The sequence below is a fragment of the Shinella kummerowiae genome (genome assembly GCF_009827055.1).
In the GTDB taxonomy this organism is placed as follows: Bacteria; Pseudomonadota; Alphaproteobacteria; order Rhizobiales; family Rhizobiaceae; genus Shinella; species Shinella kummerowiae.
Map to the genome: position 1 here is coordinate 153,059 of NZ_WUMK01000006.1, position 12,569 is coordinate 165,627.

The following is a 12,569-nucleotide window of genomic DNA, read 5'->3' on the forward strand; positions in this document are numbered from 1 at the left end:
CCTCCTTGAAGACCACAGGGTCCTCTCCCCGCAGCCGAATACGCGCCCGCTCCCGTTTGCCTCCTCACAAGGCGGGGGCCGGCGCGGGGCCAGAGTGCGTTTGCGAATCGGCTGCGTCAAGCCGCCGCACTGCGGCAAGCTGTGCTGAGCGCTGGATTTTTCGGCGTCGACCGGTGGCGGCTCAGGCCGTGGCGCGGCGGGCGCGCAAAATAAGAAGAAGAACGAGGATGAGGCTCACCCCGGTGATCGGCCAGAACATCAGGTTGATCGCCTGCCAGCCATAGGCGTTGAACACCTTGCCGGAGGAGAAGGAGGCGAGCGCCACCGCGCCGAAGAGCACGATATCGTGAAAACCCTGCACCTTGTCGGCCTCGTGCGGCCGGTAGCTGGAGGCGACGATCGCGGTGGCTCCGATGAAGCCGAGGTTCCATCCAAGGCCGAGCAGGATCAGCGCACCCCAGAAGTTCCACAACTCGATGCCGGCATGGGCAACGCCCGCGCAGGCCATGAGAATGACGAGGCCCGCAGCCACCACCTTTTCCGTACCGAAACGCTGGATCAGGATGCCGGTGAAGAAGCTCGGCGCGAACATGGCAAGCACATGCCACTGAATGCCGAGGGTGGCGAGTTCCGGCGAGAAGCCGCAGCCGATGACCATGGCGAGCGGTGCGCCCGTCATCATGAAGGTCATCAGCGCGTAGGAGGAAATGCCGCAGAACATGCCCGTCAGGAAACGCTGGGTCAGCACGATTTCCTTCAGCGGCCGCGCAACCTGGCCGCTTGCGGTGGCGGCGGCCTTGTGGTCGGGCAGGCGCAGGAACAGGAAGAGCGGAATGGCGGCAAGGCAAAGCGGCAGCAGCGCCACGAAGGCGCCGGCAAACAGCACCGGCTCGAACAGGTCCTTGGTGAAGATGACGACCTGTGGGCCGAGTACCGCCGAAATCACACCGCCGGCCAGAATCCAGGAAATGGCGCGCGGCTTGTAGAACGACGGCGACGCATCGGCGGCGGCAAAGCGGATTTTTTGCGCAAAACCGCCCGAAATGCCGATGAACACAAAGCCGAACGCAAAGAGCCAAAAATCGCCGCGGAAAAGCGCGATGGCGGCGATGAGCCCACCGGAGGCCCCCAGCAGCGCGCCGACGATGAAGCCATGGGTCCGGCCGAGCAGACGCGCAGCGATAGCGACGAGGACAGCCCCGAGCGCGACACCGATATTGAAGCCGGTCAGCGGGGCGGTGGCGAGGGATTTGTCCTCGCCGAGCAGATTGTAGCCGGCAAGGCCGCCGATCGAAAAGGCAATGGGGCCGGCCGAGGCGAGCAATGCCTGTGCAAATGTCAGCAGGAACACGTTGCGGCGCGCGGCCGAAAGTTCCCGTTCAAGACCTTCGACCGTACCCGTGCTCATGCCATTCCACCAATCTACTTGCGGACATCCGTCCGGACCTGCTTGGCGATGCGGTCGAGTACCGCGTTCACCAGCTTCGGTTCCTCGTCTTCGAAGAACGCCTTGGCGATCTCGACATATTCCGTGACGATCACGGCGATCGGCACGTCCTTGCGTTCTTTCAGTTCGAACGTGCCGGCTCGCAGGATGGCGCGCACGGTGGAGTCGACCCGCGACAGCGCCCAGTCGTCCTGAAGCGCCGCGCCGATCATCGGGTCGAGCAGGCGCTGATCGCGCACGACACCCGAGACGATCGAGCGGAACCACGAGGCGTCCGCCTTGAGATAGGTGTCCCCGTCGAGTTCCTGGCCGAGGCGGTGCGCCTCGTATTCCGCCACGACCTCGAGCACACCAGCGCCGCCGACATCCATCTGATAGAGCGCCTGCACGGCGGCAAGGCGCGCCGCGCCGCGCTGGTTGGCCGGCTTGACCGGTTGCTGGTCTTTGTCCGTCGTCACTGTTCGCCGCCCAGTTTCTTCTTCAGGTCGATCATGGTGAGTGCCGCGCGGGCGGCAAAACCGCCCTTGTCACCCTCCGAACGGCGCGCACGCGCCCAGGCCTGCGCGTCGTTCTCGACGGTCAGGATGCCGTTGCCGATCGGCAGGCTCTCGCTGACGGCGAGGTCCATCAGCGCGCGGCTGGATTCGTTGGCGACGATGTCGAAATGATAGGTCTCGCCACGGATGACCATGCCGAGTGCGACGAAGCCGTCATACCAGGTGCCGCCGTTTTCCGCACCATCGAGCGCCATGGCGACGGCTGCGGGGATTTCTAGCGCGCCCATGACGGTCACGATATCGTAGGTGGCGCCGGCGGCGTCGAGCGCATGTTTGGCGCCGTCGAGCATCGCATCGGCCATGTCATCGTAGAAGCGGGCTTCGACGATGAGGAGATGGGGATTATCGGTGTCGGCCATAAATCACCTGAAAAATTGGAAGCAAGCCACGCATCTGCGGGCAGAGGCGGCGGTCAAACCACGCCCGACGGTGCTTGGCAAGCATTTTCCGCCCCGCATTGCGATTTCAGCCCCCGGCAGAGGCCCGCCGCATGAAACGGGATTGACATATCGGAACAAAATGAGAACGATATGTCAACCCCGGCACGAGGAAATTGCAATGAGCGAACAGCAATCCCCAATCGTCAACATTGCCCGACTGAAACTCGAACACTGGAGCCAGGGCACGCTCTATGAATCCCGCGACACATCCTTCGGCGCCCTTCTCGGCCTCAAGGACCTCGGCATCGGTTATGGCGAGGTGCCGCCGGGCAAATCGGGCTGCCCTTTCCACAACCACCACGTCGAAGACGAGCTTTTCATCATCCTCGAGGGTCACGGGACCTATCGCTTCGGCACGGAGCGGCATCTCGTCGGCCCCGGCGACGTCCTTGGTGCACCCGCCGGCGGCACGGAAACCGCGCATCAGATCATCAACACCGGCACGGTCCCGCTCAAATATCTCTCGATCTCCTCGATGGCGGCCACTGAGATTTGCGGATATCCCGATTCCGGCAAATTCCTTGCCAAGACGAGGATCGCGACGGGGGGCAGGACGGCGTTCAGCACCATGGGCCGCATGGGTGAGGACATCGACTACTGGGAGGGCGAACCCGGCGCGTAGAGCCGGTCACGCCGCCAGCGAAACGCGGTTCCGGCCGTTGCGCTTGGAAATATAGAGCGCCTTGTCGGCATTGCTCAGCAGGGAATCGAAGCTCGCGCAATCCTCACCACCCATGGCGATGCCGGCGCTGACGGTGCAGGTGATCGAGCGGCCGCCGATGGGAATGAGCTTTGCTGCGAAATCCATGCGGACGCGTTCGGCGATGCGCTGGGCGCGTTCCGGCATGGTGCGGTCGAGCACGACGATGAACTCCTCGCCACCGAGACGGGCGGCGCAGGCGGCCGTGCCACAGACGTCCCGCAGAACCTCGGCGAAAACCTTCAGCACCGCGTCGCCCGCCGCATGCCCGTGGCGGTCGTTGACCGACTTGAAACTGTCGAGGTCGAAGGCGATGGCCGCGGTGTGTGGCTTGACCGGTTCATCGCCATAGGTGTCGAAGAGGGCGCGGCGGTTCAGCAGGCCCGTCAGCGCATCGGTCATGGCGGCGCGCTGGTGGTTGCCGGCCACGCGCCACTGGTTGAGGGCGAGCGACATAGCGCCGATGCCGGTAATGCCCATGATCGCGGCAATCAGGTTGAGATTTTCCGCCCAGTTCTCCGGCGCGTGTCCCATCACCCACTGCCCGTCATGGATCAGCACGCCTGCGCAAAGCAGGAATGAAACAGCCGTCAGCAGGTAGAGCATGACGATGCCGGTCAGCGGCAGCGGCGCCTCCGCGCGGCCCTGCCAATATTCGCGCGCCGTCGCAACGAGGCATCCCGCCAACAGCAGATTGAGCGCGATAAAACCGACACCGTCGTAACCTGAAGCCAGCGGCGGCAATGCAATGGCAGAGCATGCCAGAAACACCGCGGCAATACGCTGGCGCCCGCTCTTGCCGGAGCGGAACCGGTAGGCGGCACCGTAGATGAAGGCGAATCCAAGGAACTGCAGGACGAAAGCGAGGCACGCAACGGCGACGATCGGATGCTCGACATAGACGCTGTAGACGATGACGGCCGGCACGATGAAGCCGATTCCGATCGACCAGGACAGAAGAAAACGCTCGACGCGCGCCGACATCCACGACGCAAAGAGCGTCGCCGACAGGCAGAAGCCTGCAAGGCCGATCGCCAACAAAAGAGTGTGGTAGTGAGGCGCCATGCGGCAACGGTCTCCAGCGATCCGATGCGCGCACCCTAGGGAGGCAGAGGTATCGATATCGTTACCGCAACCGTTGGGTTTTTATCGACGACCGTCCCTCTTCATGACAACGCCCGTATCTGTCACGCCGACGTCACGCCTTGGCTGTGGGAAACTCGGCAAGCCGGGCTGCATAGCGCGCCATCGTGTCGACCTCGAAGTTGACGAAGTCGCCGGCCTTGCGCTCGCCCCAGGTGGTCACTTCCAGGGTGTGACGGATCAAAAGCACGTCGAAGACGGCGCCGTCGACCGCATTGACGGTGAGCGAGGTGCCGTCCAGCGCGACCGAGCCCTTTGGCGCCACGAAGCGCTCCAGACCTTCCGGCGCGCGGATGCGGTAACGGGTCGCATCGCCCTCTGCCTCGACGGAGAGGATTTCCGCCTTGCCGTCGACATGACCGGAGACGATGTGGCCGCCCAGTTCGTCACCGATCTTGAGCGAACGCTCCAGATTGATCTTCGTGCCGGCCTTCCAGCCGGCGATCGTCGTCAGCCGCAGCGCCTCTTCCCAGGCTTCCACCTCGAACCAGCGGGCATTCGCCCCCTCTTCCGGCAAGGCGGTGACGGTGAGGCAGGTGCCGGAATGGGCAATCGACGCGCCCATGTCGATGGTGGCCGGGTCATAGTTGGTGCGCACGCGAAGGCGGACGCCTTCGTTCATGGGCTCGACCTTTTCGACCGTTCCGATATCCGTGACAATGCCGGTAAACATCACTCGTCTCTTTCGTAATCGTGCAAAACATCCGCACCATAGCGGGCCGTGTGGCGGAGCGAAAACCCGTCCGGCATCCGCCCGGACACACATGGGGATGCAACCCCGTCTTTGCCAATGGTGCCAGCGCCGCTAGACAGCAGGATGCGGTCGACGAGACCGGCATCGAGAAAGGATCGCGCCGCCCGCGCGCCGCCTTCGACGAGCAGCGAGGAAATGCCGCGCGTCGCAAGCGCCGGCAGCAGCGCATCGAGCCGGCGCGGATCGCAGATCAGCACCTCGACGCCGAGCGCCTCCAGCGCTGCATGACGGCCATCAAGCGCCGGATCGTCCAGGCTCTCCTTCGACGTCACGACAATGACCGGCACGACGCGGGCGGTGCTGGCAAGCTTCGAGGCGGGCGGCAGTTCCAGGCGCGGATCGAGCACGATACGGACGGGCGAGCGCGCTTCCAGCCCGGGCAGACGGCAGGTCAGTTCCGGGTCGTCGGCAAGCGCCGTGCCGATGCCGATCAGGATGGCATCCGTCTCGGCGCGCAGGATATGGACTTGTCCGCGCGATACCGGCCCGGTGATGGCCACCTGCCCTGCCCCCAGCCGTCCGAGCATGCCATCGGCCGAAACGGCAAGTTTCAGAGTCACATAGGGCTGCTTCCTCGTCTGGCGATTCAAGTAGGCGGCAAGTGCCGCACGGCCTTCGGCCTCCAGCACGCCGGTCTCGACAGAAATACCGGCATCGCGCAGCATCGAAAGCCCCCTGCCCGCCACCCGCTCATCCGGGTCGGTGACCGAGACGACGACGCGCGCGACGCCCGAAGCGATCAGCGCATCGGCGCAGGGCGGCGTCTTGCCGTGATGGGAGCAGGGTTCGAGCGTGACATAGGCTGTTGCACCGCGCGCAGCCTCACCGGCTTCGGCAAGCGCCTGCGTTTCCGCATGCGGTCGGCCGCCCGGTGCTGTCACGGCGGAGCCGAGGATCACGCCGTCCTTGACGATGAGGCAGGCGACGGAGGGATTGGTGGAGGTCAGCCCGAGATTGCGGCGGCAGAGGCGGATTGCCGCTGCCATGAAGCGTTCATCTTCGGCCAGGCCGGACATCTAGCCGTCCGCGCCCGGATCGCGGGCAATCTTGGCGGCGACTTCCGAGAGGATCTTCTCGAAATCGTCGACATGGGAGAAGTCGCGATAAACCGAGGCGTAGCGCACGAAGCCCACGTCATCGAGCGCTTTCAGGGCTTCCAGCACCTGGAGGCCGATTTCCTCGGACGAGATTTCGGTCTCGCCGGAGCTTTCCAGGCGCCGGACGATGCCCGAGACCGCGCGTTCGATGCGGTCCCGGTCGACGGGCCGCTTGCGAAGCGCGATCTCGAAGGATTTCACGAGCTTGTTGCGGTCGAAGGGGGCCTTGCGGCCCGTCTTCTTGGCAACCATCAGCTCGCGCAGCTGCACCCGTTCGAAGGTCGTGAACCGACCGCCGCAATCCGGGCAGATGCGCCGGCGGCGAATGGCGGCCCCGTCCTCTGCGGGACGGGAATCCTTCACCTGCGTATCTTCCGAGCCGCAATAGGGGCAGCGCATGAACTCTCCTTGTTTCTACGCAGTTCCGGACGGAAAACCGCGCGACACTTTTCTTGGAACTGCTGCCTTACATGTAGGAGTACATCGGAAAGCGGTTCGTCAGAGCGACGACCTTTTCCCGAACGGCAGCTTCAACGCCCGCATTGCCCTCGTCGGAATTGGCGACCTTCAGGCCGTCGAGAACTTCGACGATCAGGTTGCCGATTTCCTTGAACTCGGCTTCCTTGAAGCCGCGGGTCGTGCCGGCCGGCGTGCCGAGGCGGACACCGGAGGTGACGAACGGCTTTTCAGGGTCGAACGGGATGCCGTTCTTGTTGCAGGTGACATAGGCGCGACCAAGCGCTGCTTCCGCCCGCTTGCCGGTGGCGTTCTTCTTGCGAAGGTCGACCAGCATCAGGTGGTTGTCGGTGCCGCCGGAAACGATGTCGAGACCGCCGGCCTTCAGCGTTTCGGCCAGCGTCTTGGCGTTCTTGACGATCTGCGCGGCGTATTCCTTGAATTCCGGCTGCAGCGCCTCGCCGAAGGCCACGGCCTTGGCGGCGATGATGTGCATCAGCGGACCGCCCTGCAGGCCCGGGAAGACGGCCGAGTTGATCTTCTTGGCGATATCCTCGTCGTTCGTCAGAACGACGCCACCACGCGGGCCGCGCAGCGACTTGTGCGTCGTGGTCGTCGCAACATGGCAGTGCGGGAACGGCGACGGATGCTGGCCACCGGCGACGAGGCCGGCGATGTGGGCCATGTCGACCATCAGGTAGGCGCCGACTTCATCGGCGATCTCGCGGAAACGCTTCCAGTCCCAGATACGGGAATAGGCGGTGCCGCCGGCGATGATGAGCTTGGGCTTGTTCTTGCGCGCCTTTTCGGCAACGTCGTCCATGTCGAGAAGGTGGTCGCCTTCACGCACGCCGTAGGACACGACGTTGAACCATTTGCCGGACATGTTGACCGGCGAACCGTGCGTCAGGTGGCCACCCGAATTGAGGTCGAGGCCCATGAAGGTGTCGCCCGGCTGCAGCAGCGCGAGGAAGACGGCCTGGTTCATCTGCGAACCGGAGTTCGGCTGGACGTTGGCGAAGTCGACGCCGAACAGCTTTTTCGCACGCTCGATGGCAAGCTCTTCGGCAATGTCGACGAACTGGCAGCCGCCATAATAGCGCTTGCCCGGATAACCTTCGGCATACTTGTTCGTCATGATCGAGCCCTGGGCTTCGAGCACGGCGCGCGAAACGATGTTTTCCGAGGCGATCAGTTCGATCTCGTGGCGCTGGCGACCGAGTTCCTTCTGGATCGAGCCGAAAATGTCCGGGTCGGTATCGGCAAGGGAACGCGTGAAGAAAACGTCGGTGGCGGAAGACTGGCTCATCCTCGAGGCTCCTTAAGGGTGGGTGGCACGGTGTTTATCGTCCTCGCATGGCAAGGGCAATATCCGCTCCACGGTTTGCGCCATTTCCACGCGCCTTATGCGATAAAAACGACAAGCGGCAAAAAGCCGAAACGACAAAGGCCCCGCATTCCCGTGGAACGCGAGGCCTTTGAAAAAATCAGACGATTTGCCTTATTGCGGCAGAAGGTCGCTGTCGACGGCCTGGCCGCCTTCCTGGTTGTAGCCGGTCTGGAGGGCAAGCTCGGTTGCGCCGTCCTTCTGGTAGATATCGTCGCGGAACTGCACGACGCGGTCCTTGGCCGACCAGGCGGTGACGTAGGTGAAGAAGACCGGCACTTCCTCGGCAAGCTTGATCGGCGTGTTGACGCCGCCCTTGATCGTCGCTTCCATCTGCGAACGCGACCAGCCCGGGGTTTCCTTGAGCAGCCAGACCGAGAGGTCGCGCACGTTCTGCACGCGCACGCAGCCCGACGATTCGAAACGCATCAGCTTGTTGAACAGGCCCTGCTGCGGCGTGTCGTGCATGTAGACCTGATGCTCGTTGTGGAAGTTGATCTTCGTCGATGACATCGCGTTGATCTTGCCCGGATCCTGGCGGAACATCAGGTTCGGTGCCTTTTCGGCATTCCAGTCGACCGTTTCCGGCGACACTTCGCCGCCCGAACCGTCGAACAGGCGGATGGAGTTGCGCGAAAGATAGGTCGGATCCTTGCGCATCAGCGGCATGATGTCCTTCTGGATGATCGAGCGCGGCGCGGTCCAGTAAGGGTTCAGGATCACTTCGTAGATCTTGGAGTTCAGCACCGGCGACTGGCGGTCGATCTTGCCGACGATGGCGGTGTGGCGCGAGGCGACGCGGCCGTTCTCGACAGCCTCGATATAGGCGGCCGGGATATTGACCACGACATAGCGGCGGCCAAGGTCGCCGGACATGGCCTGAAGGCGCACGAGATTCGTCTGGAGCTGGCCGAGGCGAACGACGGCGGTCACGTTGAGGGCCTTCTGCGTATATTCGCCGACGGCACCGTCGGCCGGCAGGCCGTGACGCGCCTGGAAGCGCTTGACGGCGCCATCCACGTAGGAATCGAAGGCGCCATTGGTGCCGGCGGAGCGCGGCAGGTCGCCGGAAATGATCAGGCGCTGGCGCAGCTGCTGGACGGCAGGGTCGGCGACGCCCATTTCAAGCTTCTGCTGCGTATTGACCATCGGCCAGCCGCCGTTGGAGACGATGTTCTGGTAGTCGGCGATCGCCTGCTGGAGATAACCGGAGCTGCCGGAACCGAAAATCGGGTTGTTGGAGACGACGGCAGTGGCGGTACGCGAGGCCTCGGCGTCGAACTGGTCGTCCCAGTTGCCGCGGCGCGGCGCATTGAGGATTTCGTCGAGCGCTGTCTGGGCGAGCGCGGGGCCGGCCACGGCGGCGGCACCGAAGGTTGCGGCGGAGCGCAGGAAGGCGCGGCGCGAGAACACATCAAATCCGGTTTTGCGAGACATTTATCCTACCATCTCCTGAGCGCCGCAAAGGGCGACGAGGTGCACGCGGCACATCGACCAAAGGTCCATACCCGATGCAGCTATCACGAACAGGGTTAACAAACGCAAACCGGACCTGCCTGCCGCGCATACCTTAAGCCCCATGCTCGGGTGTCACAGCAATATGGCCAATTCGTGTCTCGGGGCTTTTCGCACAGTCCACGCGGAGCGGCGGGAGACGAATCGAAAAGCCGGACGCGCAGGGAACGCGGCCGGCTTTTAAGGGCGGAGGTCGAGAAACGGGCCTGGAATTACAGGCGGTAAAGGATCGAGTCGTTCCAGAAGCGATCGAGGCGCTGGAGCAGCTTGTTCATCTGGTTGAACTCGCCCTCGCCGATGCCGCCGACCTTCTGGATCGAGCCGGTATGGCGCTCATAGAGCTTGGCGACGGTTTCCGCGATTTCCTGGCCGCTTTCCGTCAGGCTGATGCGGACCGAACGACGGTCGATGCGCGAGCGCTGGTGGTTGATGAAACCGAGGTCGACCAGCTTCTTGACGTTGTAGGAGACGTTCGAGCCGAGATAGTAGCCGCGCGAGCGAAGTTCGCCGGCGGTGAGTTCGGAATTGCCGATGTTGAAAAGGAGCAGCGCCTGGACGGCGTTGACGTCGGAGCGACCGGCGCGGTCGAACTCGTCCTTGATGACGTCGAGCAGACGACGGTGCAGACGCTCGACGAGGTGGAGGGATTCCAGATAGAGGTTGCGGATCGCGTCTTCCTGCGGGTCGACGACGGGGGCCTGCTGCGGCTTCATCTTGGTGTTCATGGTTACTGCCTCACTGTTTTGTTTGGCGGTGTGGTTTGTTTTCCCGCCTTGAGTGAGAACCTAACGAATGCATCTAAAATTCTACTTAAACCGCAGGCTTAACAGCGCCTTACCGGAAGGCGAACCTGTCTCAGGGTGAATCAGGTCTTACCGTGCGGGCCTGCCGGCGCCGCTGAAGGAAGAGCGCCGCCTGGAAAAGAACGAAGACGATGGCCACCGCGCCATGTGCAAAAACAAGCAGCCGGTCGATGCCGAAAATCGACGGATAGACCTCATGCATGGCGACCTCGGTCGCTGCCGCCAGCAGCCAGATCACCGGCCCCCAGGAGACGAGAAGCCAGAGGCCGACGGCGGCCACGGGGAAAAGCACGGCAAGCGCCGTATAGGCTGCCTTCCACGCCGGCGGCAACAGATCGAACCGCCCCTGCCCGTTGAAAGAGAAGCCCGTCAGCATCGCCCAGTATTGCAGCGCGAACCACAGCGAGCCCACCGCCACCAGGCGCAGGAACAGCATGAACAGCGTTTCGGTCAGGCTCGGTCTGGGGCCCTTGGCAGAATCAGCAACCATGGCCCGGACACTAAGGGCAAGGCCGACCGGCATAAAGCCCGCCCGTGCATTTAGCTGCCGAACGGGAACATATGCTTTTGCACATATGCCGCAGGCCTCGCCTCCCCTGGCGATTTGATTGCCGGACCCGGCATGATAAGGAGGCGTCAATCGGATCGTGCAGAGGAAAAGGCAACATGACCGGCAGAACCATTGTCGACGACATCACCGGCAGCCGCCGCATGCGGCGCAACCGGAAGGCCGACTGGACGCGTCGCCTCGTGCAGGAAAACCGCCTGACGGCCGACGATCTCATCTGGCCGGTCTTCGTCGTGCCGGGCACGAACGTGGTCGATCCGGTCGCTGCCATGCCGGGCGTCAACCGCATGAGCGTGGACAAGCTGGTCGAAGCGGCGAAAGAGGCCGCCGACCTCGGCATTCCCGCACTTGCCACCTTCCCGAATATCGAGATGTCGCTGCGCGACGAGACCGGCTCCCACTGTCTTGCCGCCGACAACCTCATCAATGAAGCCACGCGCGCCATCAAGAAGGCCGTGCCGAACATAGGCGTGATCACCGATGTCGCGCTCGATCCCTTCACCAGCCACGGCCATGACGGCGTGCTGCGCGGCGATGTCATCGTCAATGACGAGACGGTCGAACTGGTCGCCAGGGCGGCCGTCATCCAGGCCGATGCCGGCTCCGACATCATCTCGCCCTCGGAAATGATGGACGGCCGCGTCGGTGCGATCCGTCGCGCCCTCGACGAGGCCGGGCACCAGAATGTCGGCATCATGTCCTATGCGACGAAGTTCGCCTCCGCCTTCTACGGCCCCTATCGCGATGCGATCGGCACCGGCGGCCTGCTGAAGGGCGACAAGAAGACCTATTACATCGATCCCGCCAACGGCACCGAGGCGATGCGTGACGCCGCACTCGACGTCGAGGAAGGCGCGGACATGCTGATGGTCAAGCCCGGCCTGCCCTATCTCGACATCTGCTGGCGCATGAAAGAGGCCTTCAGCCTGCCGGTCTTCGCCTATCAGGTCTCGGGCGAATACAGCCAGATCAAGGCCGCCGCGATGAACGGCTGGATCGATGGCGAGCGCGTCATGCTCGAAACCCTGCTCGCCTTCAAACGGGCGGGCTGTGATGGGGTTCTGACGTATTTTGCGATGGATGTCGCACGGCATCTGGCGAAAAAGGCCTGAACGGACAGTATCGGCCGCAACGCCGCAGCCGTTGTTTTCCACCGAAGCATCCCCATATCAGAGGCATGTTCCATTCGGGAGACAACGAGATGAGTGCCGATTTCAACGAAACGCGGGTTCCGACGACGGACTGGCAGGCCTATCGTGGCGTGCTGTCGCGCCGTATCTTCGCGTTTCTGATCGACTATGCGATCGTCGCACTGCTCTGGATTCCGGCCGCTGTCGTGGTCTTCTTCCTCGGCATCCTGACGCTCGGCCTCGGTTTCTTCTTGTATCCCGCGCTTTTCGCCATCGTCGCCATGCTCTATTTCGGCCTGACCATGGGTGGCCCCAGCCAGGCGAGCGCCGGCATGAACGTCATGGGTCTTGCGCTGGCCCGCGTCGATGGTCGCCCCGTGGATTTCCTGACGGCGATCGTGCACCTCGTGCTCTTCTGGATCGGCAATGCGCTGCTGACGCCGTTCGTCGTGCTCGTCGGCCTGTTCACCGATCGTGGCCGCCTGTTGCACGACCTGCTGCTCGGCACCGTGGTGGTTCGCCGCGACCGTTATTGACAACAGCCAAAACGGACGGGCGAAATCCTCCAGTTG

General features: G+C 63.4%; 14 protein-coding genes. 3 read left to right on the forward strand and 11 right to left on the reverse strand.

Annotation, left to right across the window (positions count from 1 at the left end; translation table 11 throughout):
- Positions 1–181 precede the first annotated feature (181 nt).
- Genes GR138_RS16845 through ribH form a run of 3 tightly spaced genes read right to left on the reverse strand, consistent with a single transcriptional unit; the run spans position 182 to position 2,363 of the window.
- On the reverse strand, positions 182–1,408 hold the full coding sequence (locus GR138_RS16845; RefSeq protein ID WP_160860413.1) for an MFS transporter: 1,227 nt from the start codon (positions 1,406–1,408) through the stop codon (positions 182–184).
- Between the two features lie 14 nt (positions 1,409–1,422).
- Positions 1,423–1,905 (reverse strand): transcription antitermination factor NusB, encoded by a 483-nt coding sequence (gene nusB, locus GR138_RS16850; protein WP_160860414.1) that lies wholly within the window; start codon positions 1,903–1,905, stop codon positions 1,423–1,425.
- Positions 1,902–2,363, reverse strand: coding sequence for a 6,7-dimethyl-8-ribityllumazine synthase (ribH, locus tag GR138_RS16855; RefSeq protein WP_160860415.1), 462 nt, complete (start codon positions 2,361–2,363; stop codon positions 1,902–1,904). Before ribH ends, nusB begins: the two co-directional genes overlap by 4 nt.
- Before the next feature lie 199 nt (positions 2,364–2,562).
- Between ribH and GR138_RS16860 the strand changes: the two genes are divergently transcribed.
- Positions 2,563–3,066, forward strand: coding sequence for a cupin domain-containing protein (locus GR138_RS16860; RefSeq protein WP_160860416.1), 504 nt, complete (start codon positions 2,563–2,565; stop codon positions 3,064–3,066).
- A 6-nt stretch (positions 3,067–3,072) separates the two neighbouring features.
- On the opposite strand, the gene GR138_RS16865 is transcribed toward GR138_RS16860, so the two are convergent.
- The 8 genes from GR138_RS16865 to GR138_RS16900 form a co-directional block, all read right to left on the reverse strand.
- Positions 3,073–4,209, reverse strand: a complete 1,137-nt coding sequence (locus GR138_RS16865; protein WP_160860417.1) for a GGDEF domain-containing protein — start codon at positions 4,207–4,209, stop codon at positions 3,073–3,075.
- A gap of 133 nt (positions 4,210–4,342) precedes the next feature.
- Entirely contained in the window at positions 4,343–4,960 is a 618-nt protein-coding gene (locus tag GR138_RS16870; RefSeq protein ID WP_160860418.1) for a riboflavin synthase, read from the reverse strand.
- Positions 4,960–6,057 (reverse strand): bifunctional diaminohydroxyphosphoribosylaminopyrimidine deaminase/5-amino-6-(5-phosphoribosylamino)uracil reductase RibD, encoded by a 1,098-nt coding sequence (gene ribD, locus GR138_RS16875; protein WP_160860419.1) that lies wholly within the window; start codon positions 6,055–6,057, stop codon positions 4,960–4,962. The genes GR138_RS16870 and ribD overlap by 1 nt, the downstream gene beginning before the upstream one ends.
- Positions 6,058–6,537: a transcriptional regulator NrdR gene (nrdR, locus tag GR138_RS16880; protein ID WP_160860420.1), complete on the reverse strand. Its 480-nt coding sequence runs from the start codon at positions 6,535–6,537 to the stop codon at positions 6,058–6,060.
- 67 nt (positions 6,538–6,604) lie between these two features.
- Positions 6,605–7,903, reverse strand: a complete 1,299-nt coding sequence (gene glyA, locus GR138_RS16885) for a serine hydroxymethyltransferase (RefSeq protein ID WP_160860421.1) — start codon at positions 7,901–7,903, stop codon at positions 6,605–6,607.
- A gap of 192 nt (positions 7,904–8,095) precedes the next feature.
- Complete coding sequence (locus tag GR138_RS16890; protein WP_160860422.1) at positions 8,096–9,418, reverse strand: L,D-transpeptidase family protein; 1,323 nt, start codon at positions 9,416–9,418, stop codon at positions 8,096–8,098.
- Positions 9,419–9,708: 290 nt separating this feature from the next.
- The gene (ldtR, locus tag GR138_RS16895; RefSeq protein ID WP_069059192.1) at positions 9,709–10,221 is read right to left on the reverse strand and encodes a transcriptional regulator LdtR; all 513 of its coding nucleotides are present in this window, start codon (positions 10,219–10,221) and stop codon (positions 9,709–9,711) included.
- A 130-nt stretch (positions 10,222–10,351) separates the two neighbouring features.
- Positions 10,352–10,789, reverse strand: a complete 438-nt coding sequence (locus GR138_RS16900; RefSeq protein WP_160860423.1) for a DUF6163 family protein — start codon at positions 10,787–10,789, stop codon at positions 10,352–10,354.
- Positions 10,790–10,965: 176 nt separating this feature from the next.
- Here GR138_RS16900 and hemB point away from each other — a divergent pair, with 176 nt between their 5' ends.
- A complete protein-coding gene (gene hemB, locus GR138_RS16905) occupies positions 10,966–11,979 on the forward strand; it encodes a porphobilinogen synthase (RefSeq protein WP_160860424.1) in 1,014 nt (337 codons plus the stop codon).
- An 89-nt stretch (positions 11,980–12,068) separates the two neighbouring features.
- Positions 12,069–12,533, forward strand: coding sequence for an RDD family protein (locus GR138_RS16910; RefSeq protein WP_069059194.1), 465 nt, complete (start codon positions 12,069–12,071; stop codon positions 12,531–12,533).
- Positions 12,534–12,569 lie beyond the last annotated feature (36 nt).